General features: G+C 68.0%; 16 protein-coding genes. 12 read left to right on the forward strand and 4 right to left on the reverse strand.

Going from position 1 to position 14,663, the window contains the following annotated elements; translation table 11 throughout:
• Positions 1 to 13 precede the first annotated feature (13 nt).
• A complete protein-coding gene (locus AC1RM6_RS09960; RefSeq protein ID WP_493100651.1) occupies positions 14 to 835 on the reverse strand; it encodes an alpha/beta fold hydrolase in 822 nt (273 codons plus the stop codon).
• Positions 836 to 968: 133 nt separating this feature from the next.
• Positions 969 to 1,697 (reverse strand): response regulator, encoded by a 729-nt coding sequence (locus AC1RM6_RS09965; protein WP_493100653.1) that lies wholly within the window; start codon positions 1,695 to 1,697, stop codon positions 969 to 971.
• A gap of 241 nt (positions 1,698 to 1,938) precedes the next feature.
• On the opposite strand from AC1RM6_RS09965, the gene AC1RM6_RS09970 reads away from it, so the two are divergent.
• Positions 1,939 to 2,430, forward strand: a complete 492-nt coding sequence (locus tag AC1RM6_RS09970) for a hypothetical protein (protein WP_493100654.1) — start codon at positions 1,939 to 1,941, stop codon at positions 2,428 to 2,430.
• Between the two features lie 3 nt (positions 2,431 to 2,433).
• On the opposite strand, the gene AC1RM6_RS09975 is transcribed toward AC1RM6_RS09970, so the two are convergent.
• Entirely contained in the window at positions 2,434 to 3,432 is a 999-nt protein-coding gene (locus AC1RM6_RS09975; protein ID WP_493100656.1) for a LacI family DNA-binding transcriptional regulator, read from the reverse strand.
• A 210-nt stretch (positions 3,433 to 3,642) separates the two neighbouring features.
• On the opposite strand from AC1RM6_RS09975, the gene AC1RM6_RS09980 reads away from it, so the two are divergent.
• Genes AC1RM6_RS09980 through AC1RM6_RS10000 form a run of 5 tightly spaced genes read left to right on the forward strand, consistent with a single transcriptional unit; the run spans position 3,643 to position 8,579 of the window.
• Entirely contained in the window at positions 3,643 to 4,569 is a 927-nt protein-coding gene (locus AC1RM6_RS09980) for a ribokinase (RefSeq protein ID WP_493100657.1), read from the forward strand.
• A gap of 50 nt (positions 4,570 to 4,619) precedes the next feature.
• On the forward strand, positions 4,620 to 5,879 hold the full coding sequence (locus AC1RM6_RS09985) for a NupC/NupG family nucleoside CNT transporter (protein WP_493100659.1): 1,260 nt from the start codon (positions 4,620 to 4,622) through the stop codon (positions 5,877 to 5,879).
• Between the two features lie 11 nt (positions 5,880 to 5,890).
• A complete protein-coding gene (locus tag AC1RM6_RS09990) occupies positions 5,891 to 6,544 on the forward strand; it encodes a hypothetical protein (protein ID WP_493100661.1) in 654 nt (217 codons plus the stop codon).
• Positions 6,545 to 6,546: 2 nt separating this feature from the next.
• Entirely contained in the window at positions 6,547 to 7,509 is a 963-nt protein-coding gene (locus AC1RM6_RS09995; RefSeq protein ID WP_493100663.1) for a nucleoside hydrolase, read from the forward strand.
• A 32-nt stretch (positions 7,510 to 7,541) separates the two neighbouring features.
• Positions 7,542 to 8,579: an esterase-like activity of phytase family protein gene (locus AC1RM6_RS10000; protein WP_493100664.1), complete on the forward strand. Its 1,038-nt coding sequence runs from the start codon at positions 7,542 to 7,544 to the stop codon at positions 8,577 to 8,579.
• Positions 8,580 to 8,727: 148 nt separating this feature from the next.
• Here AC1RM6_RS10000 and AC1RM6_RS10005 read toward each other — a convergent pair whose 3' ends face one another.
• Positions 8,728 to 11,079: a TonB-dependent receptor gene (locus tag AC1RM6_RS10005; RefSeq protein ID WP_493100666.1), complete on the reverse strand. Its 2,352-nt coding sequence runs from the start codon at positions 11,077 to 11,079 to the stop codon at positions 8,728 to 8,730.
• A gap of 143 nt (positions 11,080 to 11,222) precedes the next feature.
• Between AC1RM6_RS10005 and AC1RM6_RS10010 the strand changes: the two genes are divergently transcribed.
• From AC1RM6_RS10010 to AC1RM6_RS10035, 6 genes are all read left to right on the forward strand, one after another.
• A complete protein-coding gene (locus AC1RM6_RS10010; protein WP_493100668.1) occupies positions 11,223 to 12,047 on the forward strand; it encodes a PfkB family carbohydrate kinase in 825 nt (274 codons plus the stop codon).
• Positions 12,048 to 12,197: 150 nt separating this feature from the next.
• Positions 12,198 to 12,560 carry an ArsR/SmtB family transcription factor gene (locus AC1RM6_RS10015; protein ID WP_493100670.1) on the forward strand — a complete coding sequence of 121 codons (363 nt, stop codon included), beginning with the start codon at positions 12,198 to 12,200 and terminating at the stop codon, positions 12,558 to 12,560.
• Positions 12,557 to 13,027 (forward strand): SRPBCC family protein, encoded by a 471-nt coding sequence (locus AC1RM6_RS10020; protein ID WP_493100672.1) that lies wholly within the window; start codon positions 12,557 to 12,559, stop codon positions 13,025 to 13,027. The genes AC1RM6_RS10015 and AC1RM6_RS10020 overlap by 4 nt, the downstream gene beginning before the upstream one ends.
• Entirely contained in the window at positions 13,027 to 13,773 is a 747-nt protein-coding gene (locus AC1RM6_RS10025; RefSeq protein WP_493100673.1) for a DUF899 domain-containing protein, read from the forward strand. Before AC1RM6_RS10020 ends, AC1RM6_RS10025 begins: the two co-directional genes overlap by 1 nt.
• Before the next feature lie 3 nt (positions 13,774 to 13,776).
• On the forward strand, positions 13,777 to 13,983 hold the full coding sequence (locus AC1RM6_RS10030) for a hypothetical protein (protein ID WP_493100674.1): 207 nt from the start codon (positions 13,777 to 13,779) through the stop codon (positions 13,981 to 13,983).
• 16 nt (positions 13,984 to 13,999) lie between these two features.
• Positions 14,000 to 14,653 carry a glutathione S-transferase family protein gene (locus tag AC1RM6_RS10035; protein ID WP_493100675.1) on the forward strand — a complete coding sequence of 218 codons (654 nt, stop codon included), beginning with the start codon at positions 14,000 to 14,002 and terminating at the stop codon, positions 14,651 to 14,653.
• Positions 14,654 to 14,663: the final 10 nt, after the last annotated feature.

Here is a 14,663-nt window from a genome sequence, read left to right on the forward strand (position 1 = left end):
TTTAACCGAATGATCAGGACTTGGCGAACGCCAGCAGATCGGCGTTGAACTTGTCCGCCATCGTCGAGGCGAGGCCGTGCGGGCCACCTTCGTAGATCTTGAGTTCGGCGCCCTTGACGATCTGCGCGGTCAGCTTGCCGGCATGGTCGATCGGAACGATCTGGTCGTCGTCGCCATGGATGACGAGGGTCGGTACGTCGATCTTGCGCAGGTCGGCGGTGTAATCGACCTCGGAGAACTGGGCGATGCAGTCATAATGCGCCTTCATGTCGCCCATCATGCCCTGCAGCCAGAAGGCCTGGCGGATCCCCTCCGACACCGTCGCGCCGGGACGGTTATAGCCGTAGAAGGGCATGGTGAGGTCGAGGAAGAATTGCGACCGGTTCGCCGCGGTGCCCTTGCGGATGCCGTCGAACACTTCGATCGGCACCCCGCCCGGCCATTCCTCGCTGCTCACCATGATCGGCGGCACCGCGCCGACCAGCACCGCCTTGGCGACGCGCGCCGTACCGTGCCGGCCGATATAATGCGCGACCTCGCCGCCGCCGGTCGAATGGCCGACCATGATCGCGTCCTTGAGGTCGAGCTGTTCGAACAGCGCCGACAGATCGTCGGCATAGGTGTCCATGTCGTTGCCCGACGAGGTCGCGTCCGAACGGCCATGGCCGCGCCGGTCGTGCGCGATCGCGCGATAGCCGTTCTGGGCCATGAACAGCATCTGCCCTTCCCAGGCGTCGCCGCTCAGCGGCCAGCCATGCGAGAAGACGACCGGCTGACCCTCGCCGATGTCCTTGTAGAAGATGTTGGTGCCGTCAGAGGTCTTGATGAAGCTCATTGCCGTTCTCCCGAGGATGGCGGGACCATCTTCGAAAGGGCATCGGGGCGCATCGTCCGAGTGGGTATAATCCCTTAACCATTTGGGGGCGTTGACGCGGGAATGCGGGCGGCGGCGGTGGCCGACCTTTCCGTCAGATCTCGATATGGCCCCGGCGGGCGGCGACGATCACCGCATGGGTACGATCGGCGACGCCGAGCTTGGCGAAGATCGCCTTGAGATGCGCCTTCACCGTGTCGGGCGACATCGCCAGCACCCAGGCGATCTGCTTGTTGGCCTGCCCCTCGGCGACCAGCCGCAGGATCGCGATCTCGCGCTCGGTGAGCTTCTCCTCGACCGCGTGGAGCGCGATTTCCTGGGCGACCTCGGGGGCGATGCTGCGGCGCCCGGTCTGGACCGATCGGATCGTGTCGAGCAGGTCCTTGCGGATGCAGTTTTTGAGCAGATAGCCCGCCGCCCCGGCCTTCAGCGCCCGGAGCGCCAGCGTGTCTCCCGGATAGGTGGTGAGCACGACGATCGCCGCGTCGGGAAAGTCGCGGCGGATCGCCTCGATCGCGGCGACCCCGTCCATCCGCGGCATCTGCAGGTCCATCAGGGTGATGTCGGGACGCAGTTCGGCGTAGCGCGCGATCGCCTCGACGCCGTCGCCGGCCTCGCCGACCAGCAGCATATCGTTCTGGCGCGCGATCACCCCGGCCAGCCCCTCGCGCATCAGCGGATGATCGTCGACCACCATCACCCGGATCGGCGCCGCATCCGGCGCGAGCGGGACGCCGGAAGCCAGGCCTGCCGCCCTGGTCCGGGCAGGATCGGCCGGCGCCAGGATGGCCAGGGCGATATTGGCATCGGCTGGGTCGGGCATCGATACCTCCGCTTTCGGGTGGCGACCATCGCAGATCTCCACCCATGACAATAGGCGATCCGGCCGGCCGCAATCAACCGCGCCGATCGGGTTACGCAAGCCTTTGCATGGCCTCCCTGTACCCGGCAATGGGACCAAGGGAATACCCGAATGGGCATGTTCGGGTGCCCGTGCAGGGATTTCACCGCAGCATGAACGCGGCGATGATCCCGCAGGCAGATTGCGCCAAGGAGACGCGCTCATGGTCCTGGGGATGTCGATCGAGAATTTCACGCTGATCCATGTGCTGATCAGCCTGGCGGGAATCGCCAGCGGGCTGGTCTGGCTGGCCGGCGCGCTGTTCAAGCGCTGGCTGTCGCTGTGGAACGACCTGTTCCTCGTCACGACCCTGCTCACCAGCCTGACCGGCTTCCTGTTCCCGATCGCCGGTTTCACCCCGGCGATCGGGGTCGGGCTGATCTCGGTCGCCGATCTGCTGCTGGCGCTGGCGGCGCTCTATGCGTTCAGGCTCAGGGGCCGGTGGCGCGCGGTCTACATGATCACGGCGATCCTCGCGCTCTACCTCAATGTCTTCGTGCTGGTCGTCCAGTCCTTCCTCAAGGTCCCTGCGCTCCACGCGCTCGCGCCGACCGGCAGCGAGCCGGCCTTCGCGGTGGCGCAGGCGGTGGTGCTGATCGGCTTCATCGTGCTGGGCATCGTCGCGGTACGGCAGGCGCGCGCGGTCACGCGATAACGCCTATCCGCGCGGCCCCGCGACGGTGCCGCGTTCGATCAGGCTGGTGTTGAACACCACATTCCGGCGCGCGAAGCCGCCCTGGTCGATCCGGCGGATCAGCGTTTCGACCGCCTCGACCGCCATCGCGTGGAGCGGCATGTCGATCGTGGTGAGCGGCGGGGTCGACAGTTCGGCCCAGGGAATGTCGTCGAAGCCGACCACCGACAGGTCGCGCGGCACGTCGAGGCCGCGGGCGCGGGCATGGCGGATGACCCCGAGCGCGATCAGGTCGGCGGCGGCGAAGACCGCTGTCGCGCCGCTGGTCTCGATTGCCTGCGCGACCGCGGGCTCGAGGTCGATCGAGAAGGCGTTGACCACCTTGAAGGCGAGTTCGCCATGGCCCGCGATCCAGGCGGCGGCGCCGTCGCAGCGCTGGCGCATGCTGCTGATGTCCTCGGGGCCCGAGACGATGCCGATCCGGCGATGCCCCATCGCGATCAGATGCTCGGCCGCCAGCCGCCCGCCCTCGGCATAGTCGGCGAGGACGACGTCGACCCCGGCGACGGTGCGGTCGATCACCACCAGCGGCATGTCCTCGACCGGCAGGGTGGTCGCACCGATGTCGCGCACCGGAAACCAGATGATCCCGTCGACCCCGCGTTCGGCGAGCGTGGTCATCGCCGCCTGTTCGAGCGCCTCCGACCCCTCGGTGTCGATCAGGAACAGGCTGTAGCCCATGTCGCGCGCGGTCTGGATCACGGTCTGGGCGAGGCTCGGGAAGAAAGGGTTGCTCAGATCGGGCAGGACGAGGCCGATCGTCGCGCTTCGGCCGGTCTTCATCGCCCGCGCGGCGGCGTTCTGGCGATAGCCGATCCGCTGCGCGACCTCGAGGATATGCGCGCGGGTCGCCTCGCCGACCGATCCGGTGCCATTGAGCGCATAGGAGGCGCTGGCCACCGACACCCCGGCCGCCATCGCCACCTCCTTCAAGGTCGGTCGCTTGCCCCCGTTCGCCACCACGCCGCCCTCTTCCCTTCTCCGTCGTCCCGACCCGTTCCGGGGTCCACCGCACCGCACGCGATACCGCCCGAACCGATACGCCATCGCCCCGCCATACCGAGACCCCGGAACAGGTCCGGGGGGACGGAAGGAGACGCAAGTCGCGCTCCAATCGATAGCCGCTTTCCTCCGCCTTGTGAAACGTTTAGCCATCACCCCGTGGAGGATGAAATGGACTCGTCGCAAATATTGCCCCTCATCGTGCTGGGCAGCATCAATGTCGATCTGGTGATGCAGGTCGAGCGGCTGCCCGCCCCCGGCGAGACCGTGCTCGCCGACCGGCTCGATCGCCATCCCGGCGGCAAGGGCGCCAATCAGGCGGTCGCCGGCGCGCGGATGGACGCCAGGGTGGCGATGATCGGCGCGGTCGGCGACGATGCCGACGGCGCCTATATGCTCGGCATTATCGGCGGCGAGGGTGTCGACACCGGCAGCATCGCCCGGATCGCCGGCCAGCCGACCGGCACCGCGCATATCGCGATCGACCGCGCCGGCGAGAATTTCATCCTCGTCGTCGGCGGCGCCAACCGCGCGCTCGCCTATGGGATCGCGGATCCGGCCCCGGCGGTGCGGCTGGCGCAGCTCGAAAGCCCGCTCGACGCGGTCACAGCCTTCCTCGCCGGCCGGGGCGACGCCGAAGATGAAGCCGGGGGTGTCCGCATCCTCAACGCCGCCCCCTATGTCGCAGCGGGCAAGGCACTGTTCGGGTCGTGCGATATCGTCGTGGTCAACGAAACCGAACTCGCCGGCTATGCCGCCGTCGAGGCCGTCCCGGAGACCGAAGCGGCGGTGATCGACGCCGCCCGCGGGCTGCTCGCCGACGACCGCCAGCAGATCGTCGTCACCCGCGGCGCCGAGGGCGTCGTCGCCGTGTCGCGCGCCGGCCACCTCGCGGTGCCGGCGCGGCCGGCGAAGGTCGTCGACACCACCGGCGCGGGCGACTGTTTCTGCGGGGTGCTCGCCGCCGCGCTCGCCGAGCATCGCCCGCTCGCCGACGCGCTGCGGATCGCCGCCTGCGCCGGCAGCCTCGCGGTCGAACATGAAGGCGCGATCCCGTCGCTGCCGCATCGCGACGCGATTTTGGCGGCGCTGGCTTGACAGGCCGCGTGAATAAGTGAAACGTTTAAGTCGATAGCGCGGGAGCATCGATGGGCGGCGAGACGACAAGGGGGCTGATCGGCATCGCGCTGTTCGTCGCGCTCGCCTGGGGTCTCTCCGAAAACCGCCGGGCCTTCGCATGGCGCACGATCGGCGTCGGCCTGGCCGTCCAGACCGGGCTGGCGCTGCTGCTCACCAAGGTTCCGGCGATCACCGCGGCGTTCGGCGCCCTCGCGCACGGGGTCGACGGGCTGCAGAAGGCGGCGGTCGCCGGCACCGGCTTCGTGTTCGGCTATCTCGCCGGCGGCCCCTCGCCCTTCGTCAAGGCGGTGCCCGAGGCATCGAGCTTCATCTTCGCCTTCCAGGCCCTGCCGGCGATCCTGCTGGTCGGGGCGCTGTCGGCGCTGCTGTGGCACTGGGGGATATTGCGCTGGATCGTGCGCGGTGCGGCCTGGCTGTTCGGACGCGCCTTCGGGGTCAGCGGGCCGGTCGGGGTGTCGACCTCGGCGTGCATCTTCCTCGGCATGATCGAGGCGCCGCTGCTGATCCGTCCGCTGGTGCCCAAGCTCAGCCGTGGCGAGCTGTTCATCCTGATGGTCGACGGGCTGTCGGTGATCGGCGGGTCGATGATGATCGTGATCGGCGCGCTGGTCGCGCCACGGCTGCCCGGCGCCTTCGCGCATGTCCTGACCGCGACCCTGATCAGCACGCCGATGGCGATCGCGATGGCGCGGGCGATCATCCCGACCGGACCGCCGACCGAGGGCGGTCCGATCGCGCTCGACCGCCACCATGGCAGCGCGCTCGAGGCGATCACCCAGGGCACGCTCGCCGCCGCCCGGCTCGCCTTCAACATCGCCGCGCTGCTGATCGTGTTCATCGCGCTGATCGCGCTGGTCGACATGGCGCTGGCGCTGATCCCGACCGGCGGCGCACCGCTCAGCCTCGGCGCGATCTTCGGCTGGCTGCTCGCGCCGGTCGCCTGGGCGATGGGGGTGCCGCAGGCCGACATCGCCACCGCCGCCAGCCTGCTCGGCACCAAGCTCGCGCTCAACGAAGTGGTCGCCTTCGGCCAGCTCGTGGCCCTGCCCGCCGGGGCGCTGGCCCCCAAGACCGTTCTGATCCTGACCTATGCGCTGGCGAGCTTCGGCAATATCGGCAGCGTCGCGATCCTGATCGGCGCGATCACCGGCATGGCCCCCGAGCGATCGAAGGAGGCCGCCGAACTCGGCCTGCGTGCGCTCGCCGCCGCCTTCCTCACCACCTGCCTGTCGGCGACGATCGTCGGCCTGCTCGACAGCCTGTTCTGAACCGAGACGAGATGCCCCAGAAACCGACCTTTATCGCCTTCACCGGAGTCGACCGGCCCGAACTCGCGGCCGAGATGCTCGCGCTGTCGCGGCGTTACCCGATCGAATGGGGGATGCTGATCGACCCCGCACAGGAGGACAAGCTGCTCTTCCCCGACGCGGCGGCGCGCGCGTCACTTCTCGGCACGCCCGGCCTGCGCTGGGCAGCGCATGTCTGCGGCGAGCCGGCCCGGGCGATCGCCAATGATCCGCACGGTACCGATATCGACCTGTGGGGTTTCACCCGGCTGCAGGTGAACCATAGCTTCAGCGGCAGTTCGCCTTCGCAGATCGAGAACGCCATCGGCTTCGGCCAGCGCAAGGGCGTGCGCGCGATGCTGCAATGTTCGGGCGTCTTCCCCGCCGACGCCCGGCTCGACTGGCTCTACGACGTCTCGTTCGGGACCGGGGTGAAGCCCGACCATTGGCCGGCATTGGCCGCCGGCGGCGCCTTTTGCGGCTATTCGGGCGGGATCGGCCCCGACAATGCCGCGGCGATCGTCGCCGCGATCGCGGCGCCGGCGGGCAGCCTCTACTGGATCGACATGGAATCGGGCATCCGCACCGATGGCTGGCTCGATCTCGCCAAATGCGCGGCGGTGTGCCGCGCGGTCTATGGCGACTGACGATGACGCGTAAGATCATCTTCGACACCGACCCCGGAATCGACGACGCGATGGCGCTGCGGCTGATCCAGCGCAGCGATGCGCTCGATCTGGTCGGCATCACCACCGTTTTCGGCAATGCCGATGTCGCGACCACCACCCGCAATGCGCGCTATCTCGCCGGGCTGTTCGGGATCGACGTGGCCGTCGCGATGGGCGCCGCCGATCCGATCGCGAGCGTCCGCCGGCCCGAGCCCAAGCATGTCCATGGCGCCAACGGGCTCGGCGACGTCGCCCTGCCCCCGGCGCCGCACGCGGCGATCGATCCGCGGTCGGCCCGCGATTTCCTGATCGAGACGATCCGCGCGGCGCCGGGCGAGATCAGCGTGATCGCGGTCGCCCCGCTCACCAATCTCGCGCTCGCGCTCGACGCCGCCCCCGACATCGCCGGCAAGCTCGGCGAACTGATCGTGATGGGCGGCGCCTTTGGCGGCGGTACCCGGCGCGGCAATGTCTCGCCGGTCGCCGAGGCCAATATCATCAACGATCCGCATGCCGCCGACCGGGTGCTCGGGGCGCGCTGGCCGGTGACGATGGTCGGGCTCGATGTCACCACGCGCTGCATCCTCGACGACGATCGCGCGCGCCGGCTCGTCACCGAAGGCGGCGCGATCGGCCGCTTCCTGTGGGATATCTCGCGCGATTATGCGGCGATGTACGCCCGCGCCGACGGCTTCGACGGCTGCTGCCTCCATGACGTCGCCGCGGTCGCCTGCGCGATCGACCCGACGCTGTTCGGGACCATCGGTGGCCCGATCCGGGTGGTGACCGAGGGGATCGCGGTCGGCCAGACGATCCAGCAGCCCGACGGCCAATATTTCCCGCCCGGCGCCTGGGACGGCTTTCCCGCGCAGCGCGCCGCGGTGACGGTCGATGCGCAGGCGGTGGTAGACCTGTTCCTGCGCCATATGCGCGAGGCTGTCTGAACCGGATCGCCGCCTGGGCGCTGCTCGCGGCGATGCCGACGGCCCCGACGCTTGCGGCGCCGGCCCATGTCGTCGCGCGCGGCGAGATCGCGCCCGACGCGGCGTTCGGCGGCATTTCCGGGATCGACTGTGGCGCGCGGGGTCGCTGCATCCTGATCAGCGACGATCGCTCCGAACATGCGCCGGCGCGCTTCTATCCGACGCGGATCCGGCAGGACGGCGCGCGGCTGACGATCCGGCCGGGCAAGCCGCGGACGATCCGCAAGCCCGACGGCACCGCCTATCCCGCGCCCGGCAGCGGTGCCGAGGCGCTCGACCTCGAAAGCGTGCGGGTCGATCCGGCCGATGGCAGCCTGCTCTGGTCGAGCGAAGGCGACGCCCGCGACGGCTTCGGGCCGGCGGTCGGCCGGATGCGGCGCGACGGCAGCGCGATCGACCGGCTGAGCCTGCCGCCAATGTTCAATTATGATCCCGCCGGCCGGCGCGGTCCTCGCCTCAACCTCGCGATCGAGGGCCTCGCCTTCGCCCCCGACCGCTCGCTGTGGATTGCGCTCGAAGCCCCGTTGATCGAGGACGGCCCGCTCGCCGCGCCCGGCCGGCCGGCGCTGGTGCGGCTGTCGCGGGTCGATCGCACCGGCACGCTGCTCGGCCAATATGCCTATCCGGTCGATGCCGTCCCGTTCGCGCGGCCGGGCCTGTTGTCCGACAATGGGGTGAGCGAGATATTGGCGGTCGACGACCACCGGCTGCTGATCCTCGAACGATCGGGCGAGCAGATCAAGGGACTGCACTTCGCCTATCATGTCCGGCTCTATCTCGCCGCGATCGATGGCGCGAGCGATGTGGCTGGGGTAGCGAGCCTTGCGGGGGCGAAGATTGCGCCACTTTACAAGCACTTGCTGGTCGATTTCGACATGGCGAGTGAGAAGAGCGGCAATCTCGAGGGGATGGCCTGGTGGCCGTCAGGCCGCGACGGCGAACGGCGGATCATCCTCGTCAACGACAATAATTACGAGCCCGGCGAACCGACACGGTTCCTGCTGGTCGGGCTTGGCGATAGTCTGGATTAGAGCGCTTCCGCCAACCCCATAGCCGTCGCCCCAGCGAAGGCTGGGGCCCATGTCTCTTTCCTGCCGGATGGCATCTTTTGCCTGACGAGACATGGATCCCAGCCTTCGCTGGGAAGACGAAAGGGGAAGGATGGCCCTACCCTTCCCCTCAGAACTTCGCCCGCACCGACAGGGTCGTCGTCCGCGGCGCGCCGATGAAATAGCGATCGAGCGTCCGCCCCGGCAGGCCGAATTCGGGCTGGGTCGCGGTCGAGCTCGACACCGAGGTCAGATAGGCCTTGTCGAGGATATTATCGATGTTGAGCTGGAGGCTGAGTTCGCTCAAGCCCGCAAAGGGCGGCGCCTTGTAGCTGACCGACCAGCCATAGACGGTATAGCCGGGGATTTTCTCGACCCCGATCTCGGCGAAGGTGGTCGGGGCAATGATATGGCCGCCGACCCGTTCGCCGATATAGCGGCCGGTCAGGTTGAACTTGAGGCTGTTCGTCGCCTTCAGCCCGATCTGGCCGAAGAAGCTGTTCTTCGGGATGTCGCGCACCCGCGCGCCGCCGATCACCCCGACCGAGGCGAGATTCTTGCGGTCGACCGAACCGATCGCGGGATCGTCGTGTTTCGCGTCCTGATAGCTATAGGCGCCGTAGAGATCGACGATGCCGAGATCGCCATAGGCGGTCAGTTCGATGCCCTTTGATTTCAGCCCCAATATATTGGCGGCCTTGGTCGCGACATTGCCGCGGACGATCTCCTGCGGGTCGACGACGGTCGGGTCGCGCGGGACGATGCCGATATTGTTCTTCAGGTCGACGATATAGCCCTGCACCGACAGCGCGAAGCGTTTCGCGACATAACGGGCGCCGAGATCGACATTCTCGGTCTGGATCGGCTTGAGGTCGCCCGGCGCGATCACCGCGGTCGAGCCGAGGAAGGCGTCCTCTGGAATGCCCGCGAAATTCTTCGCATAGCCGCCGAACAGCTCGACATGGTCGATCGGCTTCAGGCTGACGCCGAGCTTCGGGTTGATCTTCGAATGCTGCGAGAAGGCGATCCGGGCATTATATTCGAGCGGCGACTTCGCCTTGTAACGGACGTTCATCCAGGTCAGCCCGGCGTCGATCCGCAGCAGGTCGGGGATCAGCGATATCTGGTCCTGCGCATAGAGCATCGTCGTCTCGATCGTCGTCGAGCGCCGATATTCGACATAATTGAGTGCGGCCTTGTCATAATCGATGCTGGTCGCCGGATTGGTGATCCGGAAGAAGCGCCGTTCCTCGTCGCTGTTGCCGCCTTCCCACCAGCCGCCGACGCGGATGACATTGTTGGCGATCAGATCCTCGGCGCGCAATTCGGCGGTCGCGCCATAGCGGTCGCGGTTGCGCGGGGTGACCCGCATGTCGGCCGGCCCGCCGACAACGTTCGAATTGCGCAGGGTGGTGAGCGCGGGCCGGATCGCGCCGCCGGTCGCGTTATAGCCGGTCACCGCATAGGGATCGGTTCCCGCCAGGTCGCGGGCGCGGTCCTGGTAGCGGAAGGATTCGCCGCGCAGCGTCTGATAATAGGGGTTCACGTCGAACCGCAATTTCTCGGTCAACTGGAGCCGGCCGTTGAGATAGGCGAGCATATCCTTGCGGGTGCCGCCGAGCGCGCCGCCATAGTCGATATCGATCGCGGGAATGCCGCTGATGACATCGGTCGCGCGGTCGCTGTGGCGGTTGGCCAGGAATTCGCCGAGCGTGATGATGTTGAAATCATTGTCGCGCTGGTCGTTGTAGCTGAACCGGCCCTTGAGGAAGGAGCCGTCGTCGAAGCGCTTGACCGCCTTGAACTCGACATGGTCGCGGCGCGACGACCGGCTGTTGCGGCCCGCCCAGATGTCGTTTTCCTGGTGCGAATAGCTGGCAAAAGCGCTCAGGCCCGGCGCGATCTCGCCGCTGTCGATGCGGGCATAGCCTCGGTAGAAATCATAGGAGCCGTAACCGGCCTCGACGGTGGCGCCGAGCGCCCTGGCCGGATCGTCGGTCTGGAAATCGATGAAGCCGCCCAGCGCGAAGCGCGACGGCGCGCCGATGTCGCCGGCGCTCTGCGACACCGCGATCCGGCCGATATTGCTCGACTCGATGAAACGCTGCGGCGGCGAACCGCCGTTGAAGCGCGCATCGCCAAGCGGCAAGCCGTCGATCGTCAGGCCGATCTGGTCCTTGTTGAGCCCGCGCAGATAGATTTCGAACGAGAAGCTGCCGCCGCGCGCGTCCCCGGTCGAGGCCTGGACCCCGGGGATCTTGTTGAGGCTCTGGGTGATGTCGGCGCCGAGCGGGCGCTCGCCGATGTCCGAGGCGCTCACCACCGCATTGGCGCGGCTCTGCCCGGCACCGACCTTCTGCGCGGTGACGAGGATCTCGTCGGCATCGGCTGCGGTGACCGCGCTTTGGGCGAAGGCCGGGGCGCCGAGGCCCGCCAGCATCGTCGCCGACATCAATGATGCAATGATATGACCCGTTCGCATATGCTTTCCCCTTGGCTGTTCGCCTCTGCCCAAGCCCTCTGCACCCGGTTTGTTATCGTTTTATGAAACGTTTCACCTTGACGTTCATATGCCGATGCGACGACATCGTGCAAGCGACTTTTCGGAAAGACGGAGGACGGTGAATGGCGGCACGGGCGGTGATCAGCGGCTATGCGACGATGGACTATGTGCTCGAGACCGCCACCGAGCCGCGCGGCTTCGGCACGGTGATGGCGAAGCTCGCCCGCGACGGCTGGCCGCGCGCGGGCGGCGCGCCGCTTTATGCCGGGGCGCGGCTGGCGGCGAACGGCTTGGACGCGGCGCCGCTGGTGACGATCGGCGACGATGCGAACGGCCGGCTCTATGCCGAAGCGGTGACGGCGACGGGGCTCGACGGCATCGCGATCGCGCGCACCGGCGGAACGACCGCGGCCTGCGTGCTCGCCCACCATGGCTCGGGCCGCTATGCCTGCTTCCTCGATCTCGGATCCGGGCTCGACGCGCCGCTGTCGGCGGCTCAGGCCGCGGCGATCGATGCGGCCGACCTGGTCTGCATCGCCGCCGCCCCCGAGGCGCAGACCCGCGGCCTGCTCGCCCGGCGGCGCCCCGACCAGCGGCTGGCGTGGATCGTCAAGGCCGATCCCGCCTGCTTTCCCGACGATCTGCGCGTCCTGCTCGCGGCGCGGGCGGACATCGTCTTCCGCAATGTCCATGAGTGGGCATTCGCGGGGGAATGCGCGGGACTGGTGGTCGAAACCGATGGTGGCGCGGCGGTGAGGGTGAGCGGGGCGGACAGTACGACCAGGATCGAGGTGACGCCGGTCGCCTGTTCCGATCCGACCGGTGCGGGCGATACGTTCGCGGGGGAGTTTCTGGCGCACTGGATGGCCGATCCGACCGCGGTGCATGCGGCAACCGCGATGGCGATCACGGCGGCACGAAGGTTTCTGACAAGTCGATCGGAATAGCCCCCCATCGTCGCACCAGCGCAGGCTGGTGCTCATGTCTCGCCCGGCACACGGCGTCGTTCGTGGCAAGAGACATAGGCACCAGCCTGCGCTGGTGCGACGGCAAGGAGCTATTGACAGACTCACCCGCTCGCCCCATCACTTCACCATATGGCGAAGTCTCCTATAACCCAGCTCGATCGCACCTTTGCGGCACTCGTCGATCCCGCACGGCGGGCGATCCTCGCCCGGCTCGAGGCCGAGGACAGCGTGTCGGTCAGCGACCTGGCGGCGCCGCTGCCGATCAAGCTGCCCGCGGTGATGAAGCATCTCGACGTGCTGAGCGACGCGGGCCTGATCGCGCGCAGCAAGACCGGGCGCACCGTGTCGGTGCGGCTCGCGGCAGGCCCGATGGAGGAAGCGATGGCGTGGCTCCGACGCTATGAGCGCTTCTGGACGCCGCGGCTCGACCGCCTCGCCGCCTTCGCCGAAGCGCAGGAGAAGCAGGCCCGCGCCAAGGAGAAGGATCAATGAACGGCCAAACCAGCCTTACGCTCGTTCGCCGGATCGCCGCGCGCCCGGCGATCGTGTTCGACGCGCTGACCACCCCCGAGGGGCTCCACGCCTGGTTCGGCCCCGACGACGGCCCGGTGCTGTTCGCCGAGACCGACCCCAGGGTCGGCGGCGCCTTCCGCGCACGTTTCCGGATGCTCGACGGCACCGAGCATGAATGCGGTGGAACCTATGTCCTGTTCGATCCGCCGAACCGGCTGGTGATGAGCTGGCGCTGGACCGATGGCGGCGAGCGCGAGGAGGGCGGCCCCGACGGCGAACCCTCGCAGGTCGAAGCGGTGCTGCGGCCGATCGAAACCGGCACCGAACTGACCTTCACCCACGCCCGGCTCAAGTCCGAAGCCTCGCGCGCGAGCCACGAGCAGGGCTGGACGGGATCACTCGACAAGCTGGTCAGGCACTTTGCAGATCTGGAAGGAGAAGCATGATGACGACGCATCAGGTGGTATCGCAGGACGAATGGCTGAAGGCGCGGCGCGCGCTGCTCGCCGAGGAAAAGGCCTGGACCCACGAGCGTGACCGGCTGGCCGAGAAGCGCCGTGCCCTGCCCTGGGTGAAGGTCGAGAAGGACTATCTCTTCGAGGGTGCCGACGGGCCGGTGACGCTCGCCGAACTGTTCGACGGCCGCAGCCAGCTCATCGTCTATCATTTCATGTTCGCACCCGACTGGGAGGAAGGCTGTGTCGGCTGTTCGCTGCTCAGCGACCAGGTCGACGGCCCGCGCCGGCATTTCGAGCATCATGACATCAGCTTCGTCGCGGTGTCGCGTGCGCCGATCGCGAAGTTGCTCGCCTATCGCGTGCGGATGGGCTGGCGATTCCGTTGGGTGTCGTCGGCTGGGAACGACTTCAATATCGACTATCGCGTCTCCTTTCCTGCGGGTACGCGCGCCGATGGGGTCGACTATAATTTTGCGACGATCCCCGATCCCGGCATCGACGAACTGCCCGGGGTCAGCGTGTTCGTCCGGACCGAAGACGGCGCGATCTACCACAGCTATTCGAGCTATGCGCGCGGCGGCGAGGATTTCCTGCCGGTCTATGCCTGGATCGACATCACCCCGCGCGGCCGCGACGAGGGCCCCGAGGGTTCGCTGACCGGCTGGGTCAAGCGCCACGACGCCTATCCCGACGACGGCCGCACCCGCCCGGGCAGACTTGCCGACGCGGCCTGAGCGATGCTGTGCTGCGGCCTGCTCGCGGCACTGGCTGCCGCGCTGATCGGCCTGTGGCGATGGCTGCGCGCCCTGCCCGCACGCCTGCTGCTGGCGGGGCTCGCCGCACTCATCAGCGTGCCGGCGCTTGCCTATGGGCTGGCCGGCGACGGGCATCTCAGCCGCGCGCACCTCATCGCCCGATCGATGCGCAGCCTGTGCGGCCAATGAACCAAGGAGAGAGACGATGATCACCCTTTATGCCTATCGCTGGGTTCCCGATTTCGCCCAGGGCTTCGTCCGCGACCTGCGGGTGCGCTGGGCGCTCGAAGAGGCCGGCATCGCCTATCAGCAGAAGCTGATCGGACTCGGCGAAAACCGCAGCCCCGCCTATCTTGCACTCCAGCCGTTCGCGCAGGTTCCGGCGATCGAGGAGGATGGGCAGAAACTGTTCGAGTCCGGCGCGATCGTACTCCATATCGCCCGGCGCTCGGACAAGCTGATGCCCGCCGATCCGGCCGGCCGTGCGCGCACCGAGGCCTGGGCGTTCGCCGCGCTCAACTCGGTCGAACCCTATGTCGGCGTGCTCGGCGAGATCGACATCTTCGCCAAGGGCGAGGCCTGGGCCGAGGCGCACCGGCCGGCGGCGGTGAAGCAGGTCGAAAACAAGCTCGACCTGCTGGTCGGCTGGCTCGGCGACCGCGACTGGCTCGAAGACACGTTCAGCGCCGGCGACCTGCTGATGGCGACGGTGCTGCGCGACCTCGGCCATACCGACCTCGTGAAGGCGCGGCCGACGCTCCAGGCCTATCTCGACCGCGCCCTCGCCCGGCCGGGGTTCCACAAGGCGCTGGCGGATCAGTTGGCGTCTTTCGACAAGGAGGCGCCGGCGGGATTCTGACCGCGCGGGG

This window comes from Rhizorhabdus sp. GW822-FHT03C02 (genome assembly GCF_058801765.1).

Coding starts and splice junctions, on each gene's coding strand:
- AC1RM6_RS09970 (WP_493100654.1), top strand. CDS start 1,939: ATGGTCCTGGGGATGTCGATCGAGAATTTCACGCTGATCCATGTGCTG.
- AC1RM6_RS09980 (WP_493100657.1), top strand. CDS start 3,643: ATGGACTCGTCGCAAATATTGCCCCTCATCGTGCTGGGCAGCATCAAT.
- AC1RM6_RS10035 (WP_493100675.1), top strand. CDS start 14,000: ATGATCACCCTTTATGCCTATCGCTGGGTTCCCGATTTCGCCCAGGGC.
- AC1RM6_RS10020 (WP_493100672.1), top strand. CDS start 12,557: ATGAACGGCCAAACCAGCCTTACGCTCGTTCGCCGGATCGCCGCGCGC.
- AC1RM6_RS09995 (WP_493100663.1), top strand. CDS start 6,547: ATGACGCGTAAGATCATCTTCGACACCGACCCCGGAATCGACGACGCG.
- AC1RM6_RS10010 (WP_493100668.1), top strand. CDS start 11,223: ATGGCGGCACGGGCGGTGATCAGCGGCTATGCGACGATGGACTATGTG.
- AC1RM6_RS09990 (WP_493100661.1), top strand. CDS start 5,891: ATGCCCCAGAAACCGACCTTTATCGCCTTCACCGGAGTCGACCGGCCC.
- AC1RM6_RS09965 (WP_493100653.1), bottom strand. CDS start 1,697: ATGCCCGACCCAGCCGATGCCAATATCGCCCTGGCCATCCTGGCGCCG.
- AC1RM6_RS10025 (WP_493100673.1), top strand. CDS start 13,027: ATGACGACGCATCAGGTGGTATCGCAGGACGAATGGCTGAAGGCGCGG.
- AC1RM6_RS10000 (WP_493100664.1), top strand. CDS start 7,542: ATGCCGACGGCCCCGACGCTTGCGGCGCCGGCCCATGTCGTCGCGCGC.
- AC1RM6_RS10005 (WP_493100666.1), bottom strand. CDS start 11,079: ATGCGAACGGGTCATATCATTGCATCATTGATGTCGGCGACGATGCTG.
- AC1RM6_RS10030 (WP_493100674.1), top strand. CDS start 13,777: ATGCTGTGCTGCGGCCTGCTCGCGGCACTGGCTGCCGCGCTGATCGGC.
- AC1RM6_RS09985 (WP_493100659.1), top strand. CDS start 4,620: ATGGGCGGCGAGACGACAAGGGGGCTGATCGGCATCGCGCTGTTCGTC.
- AC1RM6_RS10015 (WP_493100670.1), top strand. CDS start 12,198: ATGGCGAAGTCTCCTATAACCCAGCTCGATCGCACCTTTGCGGCACTC.
- AC1RM6_RS09960 (WP_493100651.1), bottom strand. CDS start 835: ATGAGCTTCATCAAGACCTCTGACGGCACCAACATCTTCTACAAGGAC.